This window comes from Stenotrophomonas sp. DDT-1, from assembly GCF_001580555.1.
GTDB classification, from domain to species: domain Bacteria; phylum Pseudomonadota; class Gammaproteobacteria; order Xanthomonadales; family Xanthomonadaceae; genus Stenotrophomonas; species Stenotrophomonas sepilia.
The window spans coordinates 17,182-38,950 of sequence record NZ_LEKR01000039.1 but is presented as its reverse complement, the minus strand read 5'-3'; the positions used below and the strand labels follow the sequence as shown (position 1 = coordinate 38,950).

General features: G+C 67.9%; 21 protein-coding genes. 15 read left to right on the top strand and 6 right to left on the bottom strand.

Annotation, left to right across the window (positions count from 1 at the left end):
• Positions 1–178: 178 nt before the first annotated feature.
• Entirely contained in the window at positions 179–580 is a 402-nt protein-coding gene (locus AB839_RS21970) for a hypothetical protein (protein ID WP_241776796.1), read from the top strand.
• A gap of 132 nt (positions 581–712) precedes the next feature.
• Here AB839_RS21970 and dapE read toward each other — a convergent pair whose 3' ends face one another.
• Genes dapE through map form a run of 6 tightly spaced genes read right to left on the bottom strand, consistent with a single transcriptional unit; the run spans position 713 to position 7,603 of the window.
• Complete coding sequence (gene dapE / locus AB839_RS16510) at positions 713–1,840, bottom strand: succinyl-diaminopimelate desuccinylase (protein WP_061480191.1); 1,128 nt, start codon at positions 1,838–1,840, stop codon at positions 713–715.
• A complete protein-coding gene (locus tag AB839_RS16505) occupies positions 1,837–2,208 on the bottom strand; it encodes an arsenate reductase (RefSeq protein ID WP_172412123.1) in 372 nt (123 codons plus the stop codon). Before AB839_RS16505 ends, dapE begins: the two co-directional genes overlap by 4 nt.
• A 31-nt stretch (positions 2,209–2,239) precedes the next feature.
• A complete protein-coding gene (locus tag AB839_RS16500) occupies positions 2,240–3,106 on the bottom strand; it encodes a hypothetical protein (RefSeq protein WP_061480190.1) in 867 nt (288 codons plus the stop codon).
• Between the two features lie 2 nt (positions 3,107–3,108).
• Positions 3,109–4,188, bottom strand: coding sequence for a 2,3,4,5-tetrahydropyridine-2,6-dicarboxylate N-succinyltransferase (dapD, locus tag AB839_RS16495; protein ID WP_061480189.1), 1,080 nt, complete (start codon positions 4,186–4,188; stop codon positions 3,109–3,111).
• Entirely contained in the window at positions 4,188–6,815 is a 2,628-nt protein-coding gene (locus AB839_RS16490; protein ID WP_061480188.1) for a [protein-PII] uridylyltransferase, read from the bottom strand. Before AB839_RS16490 ends, dapD begins: the two co-directional genes overlap by 1 nt.
• A gap of 2 nt (positions 6,816–6,817) precedes the next feature.
• A complete protein-coding gene (gene map / locus AB839_RS16485; RefSeq protein WP_032955117.1) occupies positions 6,818–7,603 on the bottom strand; it encodes a type I methionyl aminopeptidase in 786 nt (261 codons plus the stop codon).
• 230 nt (positions 7,604–7,833) lie between these two features.
• On the opposite strand from map, the gene AB839_RS16480 reads away from it, so the two are divergent.
• From AB839_RS16480 to AB839_RS16415, 14 genes are all read left to right on the top strand, one after another.
• Entirely contained in the window at positions 7,834–8,364 is a 531-nt protein-coding gene (locus AB839_RS16480) for a spore coat U domain-containing protein (protein ID WP_061480187.1), read from the top strand.
• Positions 8,364–9,113 (top strand): molecular chaperone, encoded by a 750-nt coding sequence (locus AB839_RS16475; protein WP_061480186.1) that lies wholly within the window; start codon positions 8,364–8,366, stop codon positions 9,111–9,113. The genes AB839_RS16480 and AB839_RS16475 overlap by 1 nt, the downstream gene beginning before the upstream one ends.
• Before the next feature lie 7 nt (positions 9,114–9,120).
• Positions 9,121–11,493, top strand: coding sequence for a fimbria/pilus outer membrane usher protein (locus AB839_RS16470; RefSeq protein WP_061480185.1), 2,373 nt, complete (start codon positions 9,121–9,123; stop codon positions 11,491–11,493).
• A complete protein-coding gene (locus AB839_RS16465) occupies positions 11,490–12,527 on the top strand; it encodes a spore coat U domain-containing protein (protein ID WP_061480184.1) in 1,038 nt (345 codons plus the stop codon). Before AB839_RS16470 ends, AB839_RS16465 begins: the two co-directional genes overlap by 4 nt.
• A 153-nt stretch (positions 12,528–12,680) precedes the next feature.
• A complete protein-coding gene (locus AB839_RS16460; protein WP_061480195.1) occupies positions 12,681–12,899 on the top strand; it encodes a hypothetical protein in 219 nt (72 codons plus the stop codon).
• Positions 12,899–13,597 (top strand): molecular chaperone, encoded by a 699-nt coding sequence (locus tag AB839_RS16455; protein WP_061480183.1) that lies wholly within the window; start codon positions 12,899–12,901, stop codon positions 13,595–13,597. The genes AB839_RS16460 and AB839_RS16455 overlap by 1 nt, the downstream gene beginning before the upstream one ends.
• A 219-nt stretch (positions 13,598–13,816) precedes the next feature.
• Entirely contained in the window at positions 13,817–14,623 is an 807-nt protein-coding gene (gene rpsB / locus AB839_RS16450; protein ID WP_005408748.1) for a 30S ribosomal protein S2, read from the top strand.
• 126 nt (positions 14,624–14,749) lie between these two features.
• Positions 14,750–15,625: a translation elongation factor Ts gene (tsf, locus tag AB839_RS16445; RefSeq protein WP_061480182.1), complete on the top strand. Its 876-nt coding sequence runs from the start codon at positions 14,750–14,752 to the stop codon at positions 15,623–15,625.
• Positions 15,626–15,884: 259 nt separating this feature from the next.
• Complete coding sequence (locus tag AB839_RS16440) at positions 15,885–17,420, top strand: GGDEF domain-containing protein (protein ID WP_061480181.1); 1,536 nt, start codon at positions 15,885–15,887, stop codon at positions 17,418–17,420.
• Positions 17,421–17,540: 120 nt separating this feature from the next.
• A complete protein-coding gene (gene pyrH, locus AB839_RS16435) occupies positions 17,541–18,269 on the top strand; it encodes a UMP kinase (protein WP_005415854.1) in 729 nt (242 codons plus the stop codon).
• A 96-nt stretch (positions 18,270–18,365) separates the two neighbouring features.
• Positions 18,366–18,920 carry a ribosome recycling factor gene (gene frr / locus AB839_RS16430; RefSeq protein WP_061480180.1) on the top strand — a complete coding sequence of 185 codons (555 nt, stop codon included), beginning with the start codon at positions 18,366–18,368 and terminating at the stop codon, positions 18,918–18,920.
• A gap of 5 nt (positions 18,921–18,925) precedes the next feature.
• The gene (gene uppS, locus AB839_RS16425) at positions 18,926–19,693 is read left to right on the top strand and encodes a polyprenyl diphosphate synthase (RefSeq protein ID WP_049412139.1); all 768 of its coding nucleotides are present in this window, start codon (positions 18,926–18,928) and stop codon (positions 19,691–19,693) included.
• The gene (locus tag AB839_RS16420) at positions 19,690–20,526 is read left to right on the top strand and encodes a phosphatidate cytidylyltransferase (protein ID WP_061480179.1); all 837 of its coding nucleotides are present in this window, start codon (positions 19,690–19,692) and stop codon (positions 20,524–20,526) included. The genes uppS and AB839_RS16420 overlap by 4 nt, the downstream gene beginning before the upstream one ends.
• A gap of 2 nt (positions 20,527–20,528) precedes the next feature.
• Positions 20,529–21,719, top strand: coding sequence for a 1-deoxy-D-xylulose-5-phosphate reductoisomerase (locus tag AB839_RS16415; RefSeq protein ID WP_061480178.1), 1,191 nt, complete (start codon positions 20,529–20,531; stop codon positions 21,717–21,719).
• Positions 21,720–21,769: the final 50 nt, after the last annotated feature.

Genomic DNA, 21,769 nt, shown 5'->3' with positions numbered 1-21,769 from the left:
GCCATGCCGACAGCCCCTACATCAACCCGGCACCGGTGCTGCGCGCGTCCTGGCGACGCGGTGAACGTGCCTATCTGGCGGCCGCCGACCACGGCATCCCCATGCGTTCCACGAACTCGCCAAGGCCTATCGCCAGCAAGGCGACGCGCAACAGGCACTGCGCTGGGACCTGCGCGGAATGATCTACGAGCGCTATCCGGGTTCATCTTCACGACGGCCGGATGCGGTCGCCGCACAGGGTGACACCGTGCATCCACGGGTTGCGCAGATCCAGCGTCGCGCCGAGCGTGGCGATGCCGACGCACAGGTCGATCTGGGCGCGCTGCTGGAAAAGGGCGTAGGCCTGCCACGCGATCCTGCGCGTGCGCTGCAGCTGTACCAGCGCGCCGGTGCGAAGGGCAATGTGTTCGGCCAGTACTTCGCCGGGCTGCTGCTGGGCCGCGGTGCGCCGGGCATGGAGAAGGACACCGACGCGGCGGCGCACTGGTTCGCCAGGGCCGAAGCGCAGCACTTCTACATGGCCGCGCCGAGTTACTGGAAGAAGGTGGTCGAGCCGCCGTTCTTCCTCTTTTCGGAATAGTAGAGCCGAGCCATGCTCGGCTGCTTCTGCCGGGCAAAACCAGCCGAGCATGGCTCGGCTCTACAGGGATGCAGCCCCGGCGGGATGCGTGCCGACCAACGGTCGGCACCCACCATTCTCACCCCACCGTCCTCACACCAGCAGCCGTTCCACCAGGTTCTGGTACAGCCCCGGCAACGCTTCCAGATCGTCCAGGCGCACGTTCTCATCCACCTGATGGATGCTGGCGTTGACCGGCCCCACTTCGATGCACTGCGCGCCCAATGGCGCGATGAAGCGGGCATCGGACGTGCCGCCGCCAGTGCTTTCCTCCGGTGCGCGGCCGATGTGCTCGGCCAGTACCGCACGCGCAGTGGCGCGCAGGGTGCCTTCCGGGGTGTAGAACGGTTCGCCGCTGCGATGCCACTTCAGCGTGTACTGCAGGGCATGCCGATCCAGCAGCGCGGTGATCTCCGCTTCCAGTTTCGGCGCATCCCAATGCGGGTTGTAGCGGATGTTGAAATCCACTTCGAGCTCGCCGGGAATCACATTGTTGGCGCCCGTACCGGCATGGATGTTGGAGACCTGCAGGCTGGTCGGCGGGAAACTCTCGTAGCCGCCATCCCAGCGCCGTGCGCTCAACTCGGCCAGGGCGGGCGCCGCCTGGTGGATCGGGTTGCGTGCCTTCTCCGGGTACGCCACATGGCCCTGTACGCCCTGCACCCGCAGCTTGGCCGACAGGCTGCCACGACGACCCACGCGCAGCAGGTCACCGAGCGTCGCGGTCGACGACGGCTCGCCGGTGATGCACCAGTCGATGCGTTGGCCGCGCTCGGCGAACAGCCGTGCGACGTGGCGCACGCCATCGATGGCATCGCCCTCCTCGTCGCTGGTCAGCAGCACCGCCAGCGTGCCGGGGTGATCGGGATGCGCGGCAACGAACTGCTCGGCCGCCACCACGAACGCCGCCACGCTGCCCTTCATGTCGGCGGTGCCGCGACCATACAGCACGCCATCACGGATCGTCGGCGTGAAAGGATCGCTGGTCCAGGCCTCGCGCGGCCCCGTCGGCACCACATCGGTATGGCCCAGCAACACCAGTACCGGCGCGCCCTGGCCATGGGTCGCCCACAGGTTGTCGACCTCGCCCAGCCGCAGGTGATCGCACTGGAACCCGGCCTGCTTCAAGCGTGCCGCCAGCAGTGCCTGGCAGCCGGCATCATCGGGCGTCACCGAGGGCCGTGCGATCAGCTCGCAGGTCAGGTCGAGGACCGCGCTCACGCGTCACCCACGCCGAAGCGGGCCTTGAAGCCATTGTCACTGAAACCCTGGCTGACCGTGCCGTCGGCGGTGACCACCAGCGGGCGCTTGATCAGCTGCGGGTACTCGCGCAGCAGCAGCTTCCATTCGGCCTCGGAATCGGCGGCCTTGCGGTTGTCCGGCAGCTGCCGCCAGGTGGTGGAGGACCTGTTGACCATCGCGGCCAGGCCACCCAGCTGCTCAGCCCACGCCAGCAGTGTTTCCGGGCTCGGCTTGTTGTCGCGGTAGTCAACGAAGGTGTACGGCACGCCGAAGCGGTCCAGCCACTTGGTCGCCTTCTTGCAGGTATCGCAGTTCTTCAAACCGTAGACAGTGGTGCTCATGGCCATCTGTGATGCTGGAAAACAGAGGCCCAGAATCTCACAACAGGCGCTCGGACACGACCCGGAACGGTACCCTTGGCAGCCGGAAGGCCATCCCCTCGTGCAGCGCCACGTCCATCGCCTGCAGGCGCGGGCACTGCAGTTCGCCTTCCAGCTGCAGCGGCTGCAGGCTGTCGACATCCACCGGCAGCGCGATGCGGGTGCTGGCCCAGCGCCGGTCACAGGTGCGCGCAACGGCCTCATCCTGGCAGGTCAGGAAGCGCAGCAGGGCCTGATGGCCACCGAAGGCCCCCCGCCACGCCCCGTCCTCCCAGCCCGCAGCGGCCCGCCACTGCAGGTGCAGCGCAGGCGCACTCCCCTGCCCGCCTTCGATCAGGGTGTACCCATCGCCATCGGCGCGCACCACATGCTCGAAGCGCGCGGACAGGTGGGGCTGCATGGCATCGCTGAAAGCGCGCGCGCCGGCGACGAAGGCCAGCTGATCCATCACGTTGCGATCGAACAGCACCACCGGGGTCCCGCCCGGATCATCGTCACGGCGCAGGTACCAGCGCCAGTTGCTCTGCCTTGGCGACGGTATCAAGCAGCGCAGCGGTCCCGCCAGCGCCGGCCCGAAGTGGCCATGGCGATAGCTGAGAACGGTATAAGGCGTGCGTCCAGCATGGACCACGTAGTGATGGCCAGGTGGCACTGGCGGGGCATGGCGCACATCGACCCACCAGCTCGCGTAGATCACGTCGCGCACGTCGCTGGCCAGCACCGGCATCGGCCAGCGCCGCGACAGTGCCCGGCGCAACCGGGTCCAGCGCGGAGCGTGCAGCAGGCGCGGCAGCATCCGTCCGAGCGCGTTGTCGGACGGATGCAGGTAGATCGCGGACTGCGCCAGGTCCTCCGGCGCACTCACCTTCAGTCGGCCAGGCCGCGCAGCAGGTCGTTGACGCTGGTCTTGCTGCGGGTCTTGGCATCAACCTGCTTGACGATCACCGCGCAGTACAGCGAGTGGGTGCCGTCCTTGCTCGGCAGCGAGCCGGACACCACCACGCTGTACGGCGGGATGTAGCCGTAGCTGATCTCGCCGGTGGCGCGGTTGTAGATGCGGGTGCTCTGGCTGAGGAACACGCCCATGCCGATCACGCTGTGGTGGCCGACCACCACGCCTTCCACCACTTCCGAACGCGCACCAATGAAACAGTGGTCCTCGATGATGGTCGGGCTGGCCTGCAGCGGCTCCAGTACGCCGCCGATGCCGGCGCCGCCGGACAGGTGGCAGTGCTGGCCGATCTGCGCGCAGGAACCGACGGTGGCCCAGGTGTCGACCATGGTGCCTTCGCCGACGTAGGCGCCGATGTTGGTGAAGCTCGGCATCAGCACTACGTCCTTGCCGAAGTACGTGCCGCGGCGGGCGATCGCACCGGGCACCACGCGCACGCCGCCACGGCGGAACTTCGCTTCGTCATAGCCGGCGAAGCGCGATTCGACCTTGTCCCAGAACGGTGCCGGTCGTGCATCGACCACCGCCATGTCGTTGACACGGAAATACAGCAGCACGGCCTTCTTCAGCCACTCGTTGACCTTCCAGCCGCCCTGGCCGTCCGGCTCGGCGACGCGGAATTCACCGCTCTCGAGACCGTCGATCACGCGGTTGACCAGCGGCCTGGTCGAGCCTTCCAGCTCATGCAGGGTCAAGGTGGCGCGGCGCTCGAAGGCGCTCTCGATGCCGAACCTGAGTTCTTCCACGCCGGGTGCCGACGGCTTGCGCAGCGACTTGCGGGCGATGGTTTCGGCGCGGACGGCTTCGGCGCTCTTGGCCGGGGCCGGCTTCTTCACAGCACGCTTGACCGCAGCCGTTTTCTTCGCCGGGGCCTTCACCGCAGCGGCCTTCTTCGGCGCAGTGGCCTTCTTTGCGGCCGGTGCGGCTGCAGCAGGTTTCCGGGCCGCTGCGCTCTTCGGGGTCGCGGCGGTCTTCTTGGCGGGCTTGGTGGCCATCAGGCGGGGTCTCCGGCGTTTCGATCAGGGTCCAGGCAGGCCAGCATTGCGTCATGCAGCTGCTGCCGGGCAGGTTCAGTCAGGGGGAGGTCGTGTTCGTCACTGATCACGAAGGTGTCTTCGGCGCGCTCGCCGAACGTGGCAATGCGCGCATCATGCACGCGCAGGCCCTGGTTGCGCAGCACGAACGCCACATCGGCCAGCAGGCCGGGACGGTCGGGAGCGACCAGGGCAAAACGGGTTGCGCCCGGTTCATCGCGGAACTCGATGCGCGGGGCGAAGCGGAAGTGCCGCAGTTGCCGAGGTACCACACGGCGCGACGGCCGCAGGCGCGACAGGTCACCACTGAGTGCCTCGCGCAGCGCCGCCTCCAGGTTGGCACTGCTGCCATCGGCAAACGTGTCGGCCGGGTTCACTTCGAAGGTATCGAAGATGGTATCGGCCGGACCGTCCAGCACGCGTGCGCGGTGAATGCCATAGCCCTTGCGGTCCAGGGTCATCACGATCGCGGCGAACAGGCCGTCGCGGTCGGGCGAGTGCACGAACACTTCCAGCGCCGGGTCATCCACACTGATCCGGCGCACCTTCACCAGCGCCTGGCCCTGCTTCACCGGTACCAGCGCGGCTGCCTGCCAGGCCAGCTGCTCGGGGCGCAGACGAATGAAGCCCTCATCCGGCATCACCGCGAACTGGCGATCGATGGTGGCGTCGTCGTAACCCTGCTCGCGCACCAGTGCGCGCACGCTGTCACGTGCCTCGGCCACGCGTTCGGCGGCCGGTACCGGATGCTCCAGCCCCTCGCGCAGCGCGCGCCGGGTGGCGAAGTACAGGTCGGCCAGCAGGCGGTCCTTCCAGGCATTCCACAGCTTCGGGCTGGTGCCGGCGATGTCGGCACAGGTCAGCAGGTACAGGTAGTCCAGGCGGTCGCGGCTGCCGACCAGGGTGGCGAAGCGATGGATCACCACCGGATCGGCGATGTCCTGCTTCTGCGCGGTCACCGACATGCGCAGATGCTGTTCGACCAGCCATGCCACCAGCTCGGTATCGGTGCCACTGAGCGCATGCGCCTGGCAGAACGCACGCGCGTCCACCGCACCCAGCTCCGAGTGGTCGCCGCCGCGGCCCTTGGCGATGTCATGGAACAGGCCGGCCAGCAGCAGCAGTTCCGGCTTGCGCAGGCGGGGCCACACTTCGTGCGCGATCGAGAAGCGTTCGTCGGCACGGCTGCTGGCGAACTGGCCGATGTTGCGCAGGACCATCAGCGTGTGCTGGTCGACCGTATAGACATGGAACAGGTCGAACTGCATGCGCCCGCTGACTTGGGCAAACGCGGGGATCCACTGGCCAAGCACACCCAGCCGCGCCATGCGCGAAAGCGTGTCGACCGGGCGCTGGCCGCGCAGCAGGGACAGGAACTGCTCGCGTGCATCGGCATCGGCCTGGTCGTAGGCCGGCAACAACGGCAGTGCTTCGGCCAGCGCGCGCGCAGTCAGCGAATGCAGGCCTCGCACCTGTGGATTGTTGGCCCAGCTGGAAAACAGGGCGAACACCTGGCCGATGTCACCGCGCGGCCAGTCGGCCTCGTTGGCAGCCAGGTAGCCGCGGCGCAGGGAGAAGCCTACGGTCAGCGGTTCCGGCTGCGCCTCGCCATCGAACTGCTCCTCGAAGCGCTGCAGCAGGCGGTCGCTGATCCGGCGCACCACCAGTGCGGCGCGGTAGAAGCCCTGCATCATTTTCTCGACACCGAGATTCTCGGCATCGTCTTCGAAGCCCAGGCGCGCGGCCAGGGTCTTCTGGTAATCGAAGCGCAACCGTTCTTCCGGTCGGCGCGCGACCAGGTGCAGGCCGAAGCGCAGCCGCGCCAGCACCGCACGCTCGCGCTTCAGCGCAGCCGCTTCGTCGGCGCCCAGGTGGCCCAGGCCGACCAGCGCTTCCAGGTCGCGTACGCCGAAGGCGCGCAGCGCCATCCAGCCCAGCGTGTTGAGATCGCGCAGGCCGCCGGGACCATCCTTGAGATCCGGTTCCAGGTTGTCGGCAGTGTCGCCGAAGCGCTGGTGGCGGTTGCGCAGCTCTTCCAGCTTGGCCAGGAAGAAGGCACGCGCCGGCCACAGCTCGCGGTCGTCGATGGCCTCGCGCAGCGCACGGCGCGCTGCATCATCAGCCAGGATCGGACGCGCCTCGATCAGCGCGGTCAGCACGGTCTGGTCAGCCGCCGCCTCGCGGCACTGCAATGCAGAACGCACCGCATGGCTGACCGCCAATCCGCAGTCCCACAGCAGCGCGAACAGGCGTGCCAATGCCGCTTCATGCGCCCGTTGTGCGGGCGGGTCGCCGAACACCAGCAGGTCGATGTCCGAACGCGGAAACAGTTCACCCCGGCCATAGCCACCGACCGCGAACAGCGACAGGCCGCTGTCGGCCGGCAGGCAACGCTGCCAGGCCAGGCGGATCAGATGGTCGGCCGCGCGCGCCCGCAGCGCCAGCAGGCGCTCGATGTTGTCGCCCTGGTCGAAGCGGCGATACAGGCGCGCGTCGGCCTGCTGCAGCGCCTGGCGCGCGGCAGCAGCCCAGTCCGGGTCGTTGAGCGACGCGGCCGGCGTGTCCAGCAGCGAACTCGCCGGCAGCATCGTCAGGAAACCTGCGACTCGCCCGGCGACAGCGTCAGCACGTCGACGCCGGTCTCGGTGACCGCGACCATGTGCTCCCACTGTGCCGACAGCTTGCGGTCCTTGGTCACCACGGTCCAGCCATCCGGCAGCACCTTGTTGTAGCGGGTACCCTCGTTGATCATCGGCTCGATGGTGAAGGTCATGCCCGGCTGCAGCACCAGGCCCTGGCCCGGGCGGCCGTAATGCACCACCTGCGGCTCGTCGTGGTAGACCTTGCCGATGCCGTGGCCGCAGTACTCGCGCACCACGCTGAAACGCTCGCCTTCGGCATAGCTCTGGATGGCATGGCCGATGTCGCCCAGGGTGGCGCCCGGGCGCACCGCGCGGATGCCGCGCCACATGGCTTCGTACGTGGTTTCCACCAGGCGGCGGGCCATCACCGACGGGGTGCCGACGAAGTACATGCGGCTGGTGTCGCCGTGCCAGCCGTCCTTGATGACGGTGACGTCGATGTTGATGATGTCGCCATCCTTGAGCACCTTCCCTTCACTGGGGATGCCGTGGCAGATGACATTGTTGACCGAGGTGCACACGGTCTTGGGGAAGCCGCGGTAGCCGACGTTGGCCGGAATCGCGCCCTGCACGTTCACGATGTGGTCGTGGCAGATGCGGTCCAGTTCCTCGGTGGTGACACCGGGCTTGACGTGGGGGGTGACGATGTCGAGCACTTCGCTGGCCAGGCGGCCGGCGATGCGCATCATCTCGATTTCCTGCGGGGTTTTCAGATTCACGCTCATGGCACCCATTATCGCCGATCCGGCCGCAATCTGAACGAACGCCACCCAACTGCCGATCCGGGTCATGCACGGTTCCGGCAAGGAAAGTGAAAGCGTGATGGTCTCCGCTCTTTCGTCTGCCTAATTATCACGGATTACAGACACTTACGCCTCCTAAGCTGGATCCACCGTCGCCAAAGCGGCACCGAACGTGCCGTCTTCGCCTTGTTCAACGGACCTTCGGGTCAGGGAGGTTGTTCATGCGATCCCCAGTTCGATCCCCGCTGGCATGGGCCGTGGCCGGGTTCCTGCTGTCCAGCCCGGCACTGGCCGCCGATACCACCACCTTCAATGTCACCCTGGTGGTCACCAAGGCCTGCACCATCACCGCGGCGGCGGCCACCAACGTGGACTTCGGCACCGCGGCCTCGACCACCGCCACGCCCACCCTGGGCCAGGGCACGGTGACCGCGCAGTGCTCGGCACTGACCCCGTACACGATTTCGCTGAATGCGGGCGCCAATGCCGGCACCGCCAACGACGTCACCACCCGGCGGATGAAGAACACCAATGCGGCGGTGACCGCCAACAACTATGTCGGCTACCAGCTCTACCAGGATGCCGCACATACCCTGGTCTGGGGCGCCACAACCGGCACCAACACCCAGGCCGGCATCGGCACAGGCCTGGCCGTGCCCTACATCGTCTACGGCCAGATCCTGAACCTGAGCACCAACAACCCGGCCGCCGGTAGCTACCTGGATACGGTTACCGCCACGATCACCTATTGATGGAGCACGCCCGCATGGCCGGATCCCGCCCGTGGCGCGCCACCGGCGTGGCGCTGCTCGCCCTGTACCTGCTTGCCATCGCGGCCGCCGGCGCCACCAGCCTGCAGGTGGCCCCGACCAGCCTGCAGCTGGAAGCCCGCCAGCGTGCCGGCGAATTGTGGCTGACCAACAGCGGCACCTCACCGGTGAAGCTGCAGGTACGCGTGTTCCGCTGGGTGCAGCAGGACGGCCAGGAACAGCTGCTGCCCACCGATGCGTTGATGGCCACTCCGCCGATGCAGGAACTGGCCGCCGGACAGCAGCAGCTGGTGCGGATCATGCGTGCGGACAAGGAACCGCCAGCGGCACAGCAACATTACCGCCTGATCGTTGACGAGGTGCCCGACCTGGCCATCCGCGCGGGTGGCATGCAGTTCGTCCTGCGCTATTCGATCCCGGTGTTCGTGCAGCCCTCGGCCGGCACGCTGGCGCCGCAGCTGCAGGCCCGGCTGGTAAAGCTGGCGGACGGCCGCAACGGCGTCGAAGTAGCCAATTCGGGCAACAGTTACGCTCAGATCGCCGATCTCGCGCTGGGCAGCGCCACGCGCCCACGCATCGTCCATCCTGGACTGCTGGGCTACGTACTGCCCGGTCAGGTGATGCGCTGGCCGATCGAACGCACGGCGATCGACCGCGACAACGACCAGATCACGGCCAAGCTCAATGGCGAGTCGGAACAGACGCCACTGTCGCCCCCACCGGCTCGCTGAGGCGTTGATGGGCGCGTTGCTGGCTGCCCTGGCTCCCGCGGCGACCGAGGCCGCCGATGTGTCCGGCGTGGCCACGGCGGCTGATGTATCCGGCGTGTCGGCCGATGCGATCCTGCCCGCCCCCACCCCACTGACCGCCAGCCAGACGCTGTACCTGGATGTGTCGCTCAACAGCACGCCGCGCGGCCTGCTGCCGTTCACCGAGAACCGTGGCCGGCTGCAGGCCAGCCCCGAAGTGCTGCGCCAGCTCGGCTTCAACGCCAGCGGCGATGCACCGGTCTACCTGGACCAGATCAGCGGTGCAGTGGTGCGCTACGACGCCCACATGCAGACCCTGGCGCTTGACGTGCCGCTGGACCAGCTGACACTGCCGACCACCGTGCTCAGCCGCCCGCAGACGCGCGCCCCCACCGGCAGCGCCTCGCCCGGCGTGCTGCTCAACTACAACGTCTACGGCAGCCGGGTGGACACGCTCGGCAACCTCAGCCTGAGCTCGGAGCTGCGCGTATTCGGCATCGGCAATGGCACTTTCGAGAACACCGCCATCAGCCGCCGCTACCGGCAACCCGGCGACCGCCATTGGCGCGGCGAGAGCGTGCGCCTGGACACGCGCTGGAGCCTGGATTTCCCCGATAACGCAACGACCCTGGAGATCGGCGATCTCTACAGCGGGTTCGTCGACTGGACCCGCCCCGTGCGCCTGGGTGGCCTGCAGATCGGCCGCAACTATGGCCTGCAGCCCTACCGCGTGCTGACACCCACGCCGAGTTTCCTCGGCCAGGCCGTGGTGCCCTCCACGGTCGAGCTGTATGTCGATGGCCTGCGCCAGTACAGCGGGCAGGTGCCGGTCGGTCCCTTCCAGCTCGCAGCACAGCCCGGCATCAGCGGCACCGGCAACGCGCAGGTGGTGGTGACCGACGCATTCGGCCGCATGCAGACGCTGGACTTCAGCTTCTACGGCACCCAGCAGCTGCTGGCCAAGGGCCTGTCGGACTGGTCGGTCGGCGTCGGCCACCTGCGCCGGGACTTCGGCGAGCGCTCCTTCGCCTATGACGATCGCACGGTGGCCAGCGCCAGCTGGCGCGGCGGTGTCACCGACACGTTCACCGGCGAGGCGCATGCCGAAGGCGGCGGCGGCCTGGCCCAGGGCGGCATTGGCGGCTGGTGGTTGCTCGGCGCCGCCGGTGTGTTCAATGCCGCCTATGCGCACAGTGACTACCACGGCCTGCAGGGTGGGCAATGGGCGCTGGGCTACAGCTGGAACAACCGTCGCTTCAACGTCAATCTGCGCAGCGTGCGCAGCCACGGCGACTACCGCGACCTGGGCGCGCTGCAGGGCAACCTGCCACCAAGCATCAGCGAGCAGGCCACGGTCGGCCTGGACCTGCTGCGGCTGGGCACGCTCAGCACCAGCTATCTGCGCCTGCGCTACCCCGACGGCGACGACAATCGCTATGCCAGCCTGTTCTGGTCGCGCACCTGGAGCCAACGCTGGTCGGCCTACCTGTCAGTGAACCAGAACCTCGACCGCAGCGATGACCGCAGCATCTACCTGTCGATGACTGCCAGCCTGGGCAACAATCGCCAGGCCAGCCTCTCCAGCCAGCGCAACGGCGACAGCCAGAGCTGGGTCGCGGACGTGACCCAGCCGGTGCCCGGCGATGGCAGCGCCGGCGGCGTCGGCTGGCGCGCGCAGCTGCGCCACGGCGAGGACGGCAACGGCGGCCTGGCCGAGGTCGGCATCCTCAACGATGTCGGCCGCTATTCTTTCGGTGCCTCGCGCCCGGGCGGGCTCAACCATGCCTACGCCAGTGCCAGCGGCAGCCTGGTGTGGATGGGCGGGCACGCCTTCGCCACGCGCGAGGTATCCGATGCGTTCGCGGTGATCAGCACCAATGGCGTCGGCGGCGTCCCGGTGCGGCTGGAGAACCGCCTGATCGGTGTCACCGACGATCGCGGCCTGCTGCTGGTCAGTCCGTTGCTGTCCTGGCAGCGCAACCGGGTCTCGATCGACACCCTGGACCTGCCCGAAGACATGCGTGCCGACCGCATCGAGGACTGGATCACGCCGCGCCAGCGCGCCGGCACCCGCGTGACCTTCCAGCTGCGTTCGCGGTCGTCACTGAGCCTGACCCTGCTGGCCATGGACGGCCAGCCTCTGGAGGTGGGCAGCGAGGTGCAGCTGCCTGACGGTCGCCAGGCCACGGTCGGCTACGACGGCCTGCTCTATCTGGAAGACGTCGCCGCCGGCAGCGTGCTGTACGTCACCACCAGCCATGGCCCGTGCCGGGTGAAGGTACCGGACCCGCCCAAGGTGGTGGCGTCCGGTGCCCGCCCGAAGCCGGCACCGCAGCAGTGCATTCCGGAGGTGGCGCCATGAGGGTGCCGCTGCTCGTCCTGCTGCTGTGGGCCGGCCTGCTGGCAGCGGCGCCGGCCGGTGCCACCGCGGTCTGCACGGCGGTCGCCAATCCGACCCTGCCGTTCGGCAACATCAACAGCAATGCACCCGGCCCGAGCACGGCCAACCTCAACATCACGGTGACCTGCACCACCGCCGCGCTGAGCCTGCTGGCCACCACCGGCGTGCGCGTCTGCGTGGGCATCGGCGCAGGCAGTGGCGGCGGCAGCAGTTCCACGTTCCGCACGATGGCCACCTCCACCGGCGACACGATGAATTTCCAGCTATATAACAACGCCAGCTTCGGCCAGGTCACTGGCCTGGTCCCGCGCGGCACGCCGCCAGCGCAGGAGCTGACCATGAGCTACAACGTACCGCTGCTGACCGGCGGCAGTGGTGCGCAGACTGTGCAGCTGTTCGGTCAGATTCCGGCCAACCAGGTCCTGGCCTCCGGCGCGTACAGCAGCACCTTCAGCGGCGCCAGCGTGGTGCTGACCTGGGCCTGGAACGAAGTCCTGCTCGGCACCGCCACCGTTCCCGCCACCTGCAACGGCGGCGCCACCGGTACCAACAGCGCGAGCGCGGCCTTCAGTTTCACCGCCACCGCCAACGTGCTGCCGCAATGCGGCAGCTACGTCACCACCAACATGAATTTCGGCAACGTCACCGGCGGCATCCCGGCCAACATCGACCAGACCGCCACCCTGACCCTGACCTGCCTGAAGAACACCGCCTTCCAGGTCGGCCTGAACAACGGCCAGAACAATCCCGCCGCCACCACCACCCGGCGCATGGCCACCACCATCGGCAGCGGCACCTACTACCTGCCCTACGAGCTGTACCGGGATCCGGCACGAAGCCAGCGCTGGGGCAACACCCTGACGGTCGACACGGCCAGCAGCACCGGCACCGGAAGCGCACAGCAGCTGACCATCTACGGCCGGGTACCGCCGGTCACCGGCCAGCCCCCGGCCGGCACCTACAACGACCTGGTGACGGTGACGATCACCTACTGACCTGCGTACCGACCAACGGTCGGCACCCACCGGACGAAGGCCGTGCCGAGCGCGGGCTCGGCGCTACAGTTGCGGCGCATCCGGCCGATACCGCGCAGCAAGGTCTTTCAGCACGGTGGTTGGCAGGTGATTCGCGCATTTCTGATCGGGGCGATGCTGGTCGCCAGCACGCCGGCCCGCGCCGAACCGCGCAGCAGCACGCTGCAGATCCGGCTGACCGTGGTCGAATCCTGCAGCGACGATGCCGGCGCTCCCCGTTGCGCGGCGCCACACCAGCGCAGTGACGCCCCCAAGGTGCCGCCCCAGGTCCGCGACCTCGCACCACCGGCGACAGACGACAGCGCAATGCCCTCCGTGACCCTCATCTACTGATGCGCGCGCTGCTGATCCTGCTTGGACTGCTGCTGGCGCAGCCCTCGGCGGCGCTGGAGCTGTTGCCGACCACCCTGCAGCTACCCGCCGAAGGCGGCCGCGCCGAACTACGGCTGCGCAATCCGGGGCCCGGCCGCTGGCAGGGCCAGGTGCAGGTGCTGGCCTGGGAGCAGCAACTGGACGCCGAACGACTGCAGCCCAGCGACCGGATCCGGGTCAGCCCCGCGCGGCTGGACCTGGCCCCTGGCAGCACCCAGCGCGTCTGGCTGCTGCCAGGCGGTCCGCCAGCATCGGTGGGTGAACAGGCCTATCGGATCGTACTGGCGCCGGCCTTGCCGGGATTGCCCCGCTACTCGCTGCCGTTGTTCCGCGGCCCAGCGGCGCCAGCGCTGCATGCCCGGCTGCAGGCCCGCGTCGAGGCACATGGGCCTCAGGCCATGCTGCGACTCAGCAATTCCAGTACGCTGCATGGCCGCCTGCACGATCTGCGGTTCACAGCGGCCGACGGCCAATCGTCGCTGCTGGTGGCCGGGCTGGCCGGCTACATCCTCGCAGGCCATGAACGCCGCTGGCCCCTGCCTGCCCGCCCCGATGGTTATGTGGGCGGCCACTTCCGGGCCCGCCTGCAGGACGGCCGCGAGGTCGATCTGGCCGCAACTGACCCTGCAATTGCAACGGACGCCCCCAGCGGGCTATAATCGACCGGATTCCTGCCGCCTGCGTGCGCGGGAGCCCGTCCACACCGGACGTCACCGGTGAATCCACACCTGCTGCCCCCATCCGTGCCGGGGTGCTCCGCAAGGAGTTCGGCCACGGAGGCAACAGGGAAGCCCAACCCCGGAACCGATCGCGCTTCCACGCGTCCCGCATACCTATCCCGCGGGCGGAATCGCTGGTTCCATATCAGGAGTATTGCAATGCCCCAGGTCACCATGCGTCAGATGCTGGAAGCCGGCGTCCACTTCGGCCACCAGACCCGCTACTGGAACCCGAAGATGGCTCCGTACATCTTCGGCGCCCGCGGCAAGATCCACATCATCAACCTGGAAAAGACCGTCCCGCTGTTCAACGATGCGATGAACTTCATCTCGTCGGTTGCCCAGAAGCGCGGCACCGTCCTGTTCCTGGGCACCAAGCGCAGCGCCCGCGAAACCATCAAGGAAGAAGCCGAGCGTTGCGGCATGCCGTTCATGAACCAGCGTTGGCTGGGCGGCACCCTGACCAACTTCCGTACCGTCAAGCAGTCGGTTGCCCGCCTGAAGGAACTGGAAGCCGGTGAAACCGACGGCACCTTCGAGAAGCTGGTCAAGCACGAAGTGCTGGGCCTGCGTCGCGAGCGCGACAAGCTGGAAGCGTCGCTGGGCGGCATCAAGGACATGAACCGTCTGCCGGACGCCATCTTCGTGATCGACATCGGCCACGAAGACATCGCGATCAAGGAAGCCAAGAAGCTGGGCATTCCGGTCATCGCCGTGGTCGACACCAACTACAACCCGGAACTGGTGGACTACGCCATCCCGGGCAACGACGACGCCATCCGCGCTGTGCAGCTGTACGCCCGCGCCGCTGCCGACGCCGTGCTGGAAGGCAAGGCCGCTGCGCCGCACGCCGCTTCGGTGCGCGAGGAAGAGTTCGCTGAAGCCGCTGCCGAAGGCGAAGAGAAGCCGGCCCGCCGCGCTCCGGCCAAGAAGGCTGCCAAGAAGGGCGACGACGCCCAGGCCTGATCCAGGCCACAGGGTGGACGCCCGGCGTCCACCCTCCCTGCACGCAGCCCCTGGCGCGTGACAGGACCGTGTCACACGGGCCGGCCACCATGCCGGCCCAACCCCTTTCTTTCGTGAGGTAATCCCGTGGAAATCACTGCTTCCCTGGTCAAGGAACTGCGCGAGCGCACCGGCGCCGGCATGATGGAATGCAAGAAGGCGCTTACCGAAGCCAACGGCGACATCAACGCCGCTGCTGAAGCCATGCGCAAGTCCGGCGCTGCCAAGGCCGACAAGAAGGCTGACCGCGTGGCCGCCGAAGGCCGCCTGGGCCTGGCCCAGGATGGCGGCAAGGCCGTGCTGGTCGAAGTCAACTCGGAAACCGACTTCGTCGCCAACGACGACAACTTCAAGACCTTCGTCAACGCCGTCGCCGCTGCCGCCCTGGCATCGGGCGCCAACGACGTCGAAGCCGTGAAGGCTGCCACGCTGGCCGATGGCCGCACCGTTGAAGAAGCCCGCGCCACCGCCGTGCAGACCCTGGGCGAGAACATCCAGATCCGCCGCATGGTCAAGGTCGACACCACCGGCAACATCGGCGCCTACGTCCACACCAACGGCAAGGTTGGCGTGCTGGTCGACCTGATCGGCGGCGACGTCGAGCTGGCCCGTGGCCTGGCGATGCACGTGGCCGCGCTGAAGCCGCCGCACAACAAGGCTGCGGACGTTCCGGCCGAGTTCGTTGAAAAGGAAAAGGAAATCGAGCTGGCCAAGATGACCGAGAAGGACAAGGCCAAGCCGGCCGACATCCTGGAAAAGATCATCAGCGGCAAGATCAACAAGATCGTCAGCGACGTGACCCTGTACGGCCAGACCTACGTGCTGGGCGACACCACCGTCGAGCAGGTGGTCAAGGCCGCTGGTGCGGACGTGGCAGGCTTCAAGCTGCTGATCGTCGGCGAAGGCATCGAAAAGGTGGTGGAAGACTACGCCGCCGAAGTTGCCAAGGCGATGCAGGTCTGATTCCAGCCCTCCGGCTGTGAAGCGACCAGAAGGAGCCGCGGGAAACCGCGGCTCTTTTTTTATGCATGGGCCCAGGGATTAACCCATGGCCCATCGGTGAGTGCGCACCGTTGGTGCGCACAACCGGCACCTTTGCGTTGCGCTCGAATCAAGCCGATACTCAGTCGCAGGGAATCCTCAGTCACTTAGCAGGAACGAAAATCGCGGACTGTGATGCATTCCTAGGTATTCTTGTCCCAATGGAATTGAACGACCCGACATGCCTCCCGAGCTGACAGCTGCCCTGGCGCTCTGCCGCAACCTGCCTTCGCCACCCGGTATTGCCCTGCGCATCATCGAACTGGCTCAGGACCCGGAAGCGGACATCGCCACCGCCGCCGACATCATCGCCATCGACATGGCGCTGAGCGCTCGCATGCTGCGCATCGCCAATTCGCCGCTGTATGCCAGCCGCCGCCGCATCGAGAACCTCGGCCAGGCGCTGACCATGCTGGGCCTGAACGCCACGATCAGCCTCGCCCTCGGCTTCACCGTCACCCAGGGCCTGACCGGCGGTGGCGCCGATCATGACCTGCGCCAGCGCGCGTGGAAGCGCAGCATCCTCAGTGCCCTGGCCGCCAGCCAACTGGGCCAGGCGCGCGGCCTGCGCCGGCTGGAGGAGCTGATGCTGGCCGGACTGCTGCAGGACCTGGGCGTGCTGTGCCTGGCCCAGGCCGAGTCGGAGCGCTACCTGCCACTGCTGCGCGAGGCACGCGACAACATCGACCTGGTTTCCCGCGAGCGCGAGGCGCTGGGCTGCAGCCACGCCGACGTCGGCGCCTGGGTGGCCGAGCAATGGGGCCTGCCACGTTACCTGGTGGAGAGCATCAGCCACAGCGAGGACCAGGACGCCGCCGAATCGCCATTCCAGGTCTGCGTGCAACTGTCCGGCGCAGTGGCCGACATCTGGCTGGATAACGATGCCGATGCCGCGCGCGAGCGCGCCCTGCAGCAGGTGCACGACCGCCTGGAGCTGGACAGCGCGCGCTTCGACCAGGTGCTGGCCCGCATCAGCGAGGCCCTGCCCGACATCGCCAGCCTGTTCGATGCCAGCCTCAATTCGCCGGCGCGGGTACGCGAGCTGATCGATCACGCGCAGGAACTGGCCACGCTGCGCAACCTGCGCGAACTGCAGGATGCCGACCAGGCACGCCGCCGTGCCGACGAATTCGAGGCGCGCGCCAAGCGCCTGGCCGACCAGGCCCATCGTGATGCATTGACAGGCGTGCTCAACCGCCGCCAGCTGGAAGCGGTGCTGGAGCAGGAATTCCTGCGTGCCGGCCGCCAGGGCTGGCCACTGTCGGTGGCCTTCATCGACCTGGACGACTTCAAGAAGATCAACGACGCCCACGGCCACCTGACCGGCGACGAGGTGCTGCGCGCCTTCGCCGGCAAGCTGCAGGGCCAGTTGCGCAACAGCGACACCGTGGCCCGCTTCGGCGGCGAGGAGTTCGTCGCGCTGCTGCCCAACACCAGCGAAAGCGTGGCCCTGGACGTGATCCGCCGGGTGCTGGCCAACATCGTCGCCACGCCGATGGCCGAGCTGGAGGGTGGTCCGCTGTTCGTCACCTTCTCCGCCGGCGTGGCCACCCAAGGCGGCTACGAGCGCTTCGCCGACGTCCAGGACCTGCTGCGCGCGGCCGACGACGTGCTGTACCGCTCCAAGAACCTGGGCCGCAACCGGGTGATCGCCCGCTCGCCGGGGGCGCTGGGCCATGACGAGCTGTCGGCCACGGCCAGCGCCGAACTGGGCTGAACGGGACGCCCCGGCCGACCGGGCGAACCACCGGATTCTGCGCCGCAGTGCACAAAACACTTTGGCACAACGCCGCATGCGCGTAGAATCGCCCGCGATTTCCACGCACCCGAGGTCCCCATGTCCAAGCTCGCCTATCGCCGCATCCTTCTGAAACTGTCCGGGGAGGCGCTGATGGGAGACGAGGACTACGGCATCGACCCGAAGATCATCAATCGCCTCGCCCGTGAGGTCATCGAAGCCCAGCAGGCCGGTGCCGAGGTCGCGCTGGTGATCGGAGGTGGCAACATCTTCCGCGGCGCCGGTCTGGCCGCCGGCGGCATGGACCGCGTAACCGGCGACCAGATGGGCATGCTGGCCACCGTCATCAACGCCCTGGCCATGCAGGACGCCCTCGAGAAGCTGGGTGCCAAGGCCCGGGTGATGAGCGCAATCAAGATCAACGACGTGTGCGAGGACTACATCCGCCGCCGCGCCATCCGCCACCTGGAAAAGGGCCGCCTGGTGATCTTCGCTGCCGGCGTCGGCAGCCCGTTCTTCACCACCGACTCCGGCGCCGCGCTGCGCGCGATCGAGATCGGCGCTGACCTGCTGCTGAAGGCCACCAAGGTCGATGGCGTGTACGACAAGGACCCGAACAAGCACAGCGATGCGGTCCGCTTCGACAGCCTGAGCTACGACGAAGTGATCCGCCGCGGCCTGGAAGTGATGGACACGGCGGCCTTCGCTCTGGCCCGCGACAGCGACCTGCCGATGCGCGTGTTCGACATGGGCCAGCCGGGCGAACTGCTGAAGATCCTCAACGGCGCGAACATCGGCACCCTGGTCCAGGGCCGCGACCCGGCCTGAGCCTGAGCGCAAAGCGACAACCGGGCCGATTCAGGCCCGGCAGCGTCCCGTATTCGCCTATAATCGCCCGATTCCAGATACATCCAGGACCGGGCGATGCTCAACGACATCAAGAACAACGCGCAGACGCGCATGGCCAAGAGCATTGACGCTCTGAAGCACACCCTCACCTCCATCCGGACCGGCCGTGCCACCCCGGCCCTGCTGGACCGCGTGACGGTCAGCGCCTATGGCAACGCCAGCACCCCGCTGAACCAGGTCGCGTCGATCTCCAACGCCGACGCCCACTCGCTGCTGGTCACCCCGTTCGACAAAGGCATGATCAAGGAGATCGAAAAGGGTCTCTACAACGCCGAGTTCACTCCGAACACGCTGGGCACCGCGATCCGCATCAACATGCCGCCGCCGACCGAAGAGCGCCGCAAGGAGCTGGTCAAGCAGGTGCAGAAGGAAGGGGAAGGCGCCAAGATCGCGATCCGCAACATCCGTCAGGACGCGAACAAGGAAATCGCCAAGCTGGTCAAGGACAAGGCGATCAGCGAAGACGAGAAGAAGCGCGGCGAAGACGACATCCAGAAGCTGACCGACGCCAACATCAAGGACGTCGACAAGGTCGTTTCCGACAAGGAAAAAGAACTGCTGTCGGTCTGAAGTCGATGCCTTCAGTCCCGCCTCCGTTGCCTGCCTCCCTGCCCCGCCACATTGCCATCATCATGGATGGCAATGGGCGTTGGGCACAGCAGCGCCGTCGCCCCCGCGTGATCGGCCACCGTGCCGGCGCGCGCGCGGTCAACCGCACCATCGAGCGCTGCCTTGAACTGGGCATTCCGGCGCTGACCCTGTTCGCCTTCTCCAGCGAGAACTGGGGCCGGCCGCAGGAGGAAGTGGACGCGCTGATGAAGCTGTTCCTCGGTGCACTCGACCGCGAAGTGGACGAGCTGCACCGGCGTGGCGTGCGCGTGCGCTTCATCGGCGAACGCGAGCGCTTCGGCGCCGGGCTGGTCAGCCGCATGCAGCTGGCCGAGCAGCGCACCGCCGACAACACCACCCTGACCCTGTCGATCGCCGCCAGCTACGGTGGCCGCCAGGACATCGCCCGCGCCGCGCGCGCCCTGGCCGTCGAAGTGGCGGCCGGTCGCCTTCTGCCCGAGCAGATCGATGAATCGCTGCTGGGCAGCCAGGTGGCCCTGGCCGACCTGCCGCCGCCGGACCTGTTCATCCGCACCGGCGGCGACACCCGCATCAGCAACTTCCTGCTGTGGCAGCTCGCCTATACCGAACTGTGGTTCACCGAGGCCCTGTGGCCGGACTTCGACGCCGGGCAGCTGCAGCAGGCGCTCGACGCCTATGCCGGTCGCGAGCGTCGTTTCGGCCTGACCAGCGCCCAGATTGCCGCACTGGCCACCGAGACTTCCAGCCCATGACCAAGACCCGAGTCCTTGCCGCGCTGATCATGGCGCCGCTAGCCATTGCGGCGATCCTGCTGCTGCCTACGCAATGGCTGGCCGCCGCCGCCGCCGCCGTGCTGCTGATCGGCCTGTGGGAATGGCTGAAGCTGGCCGGTATCGAAGACACCCTGGCGCGCACTGTGCTGCTGGTGCTGAACCTGCTGCTGATGGTGCTGCTGGTCTGGGCCGATGGCAGCACCCTGGTCCTGTTCCAGATAACCACGCTGGCCGGCGTTGCCTGGTGGCTGGCCGCGCTGGTCTGGTTGCGCTTCTTCAACTTCGGTGCGCAGCCGTCGGCACCCTCGCGGATCCTGAAGATGCTGGCCGGTACCCTGGCCATCGTGCCGGCGTGGGCCGCGCTGGTGCTGATCCATGCCGGCGGCGATCCGCCGGGCCAGCAGGGCCACCTGTGGCTGCTGGCTGCGCTGGCGCTGGTGTGGGCGGCCGACTCGGGCGCCTATTTCGCTGGCCGCCATTTCGGCAAGCACAAGCTGGCGCCGCGGATCAGCCCCAACAAGACCTGGGAAGGCCTGTTCGGCGGCCTGCTGGCCGGTGTCGCCGTGGCCCTCGGCCTGGGCTGGCTGGCTGGCATCGATGCCGCACACCTGCCCGGCCTGTTGATCACTGCGGTGGTGGCGGTGTTCGCCTCGGTCCTGGGCGACCTGTTCGAGAGCCTGATCAAGCGCCATGCCGGCGCCAAGGACTCGGGCCACCTGATCCCGGGCCACGGTGGCGTGCTCGACCGGGTCGACGGCGTCCTCGCCGCCGTGCCGGTGTTCGCGCTGGGCAAGGAAATCTTCGGGTTCTGACCATGAATGCTGCTGCAGACCTGCGCCGGGTCGCCGTGTTCGGCGCTACCGGCTCGATCGGCGCCTCCACGCTGGACGTGATCGCCCGCCACCCGCACCGCTACCAGGCCACGGTGCTCGCTGCCGGCCGCCAGGTGCAGGCGCTGCTGGCGCTGTGCCGCCAGCACAGACCCGCGCACGCGGTGATCGCCGACGCATCGCTGTTCGCCGAGCTGCGTGACGGCCTGCTCGAGGCCGGACTGGCCACCGAGGCCCATGCCGGGCAGGCCGCGCTGGACCAGCTGGCCGCCAGCGATGCCTGCGATACCGTGGTCGCGGCCATCGTCGGCGCGGCCGGCCTGTCCTCGACCCTGGCTGCCGCCGCCGCCGGCAAGCGCATCCTGCTGGCCAACAAGGAATCGCTGGTGCTGGCCGGCGAACTGCTGACCCGGACGGCCGAACGTGCCGGTGCCGAAATCATCCCGATCGACAGCGAGCACAGCGCGATCTTCCAGTGCCTGCGCTCGCGCGATGCCAGTGTCGACGGCGCCGGCGTGCGCCGGATCCTGCTGACCGCCTCCGGCGGCCCGTTCCGTGGCCGCAGCCGCGCCGAGCTGGCCCAGGTCACCCCCGCCCAGGCCGTTGCCCACCCCAAGTGGTCGATGGGGCCGAAGATCTCGGTCGATTCGGCGACGTTGATGAACAAGGGCCTGGAAGTCATCGAGGCCCACCACCTGTTCGGCGTGCCAGGCGAGCGCATCGAGGTGCTGGTGCACCCGCAGAGCCTGGTCCATTCGCTGGTCGAGTTCGTCGATGGCTCGACCCTGGCCCAGATGGGCCTGCCGGACATGCGCACCACCCTCGCCGTTGGCCTGGGCTGGCCGCAGCGCATCGAATCGGGCGTGGCCGGGCTGGACCTGCTGGCCCAGGGCCGCCTGGATTTCGAGGCCCCGGATACCGACGCCTTCCCCTGCCTGGCGCTGGCCTGGCAGGCGATGCAGGCCGGCGGCACCGCGCCGGCAGTGCTGAACGCCGCCAATGAAGAGGCGGTTTCAGCGTTTCTTCAGGGCCGGATCGGTTTCCTGACGATCCCGGAGCTGGTTGCTAACGCTCTTTCAACACTGCCGACCCAGCCAGCCGATACACTGGAGGTCCTGTTGTCCGCCGACCAGCGGGCACGCCAGCTCACCCTGAACGCCATCGACGCCGCCTGAACGACCGCCTCGCCCAGCATGACGCCGCCGCCCTTGCCCACCACTGTGAG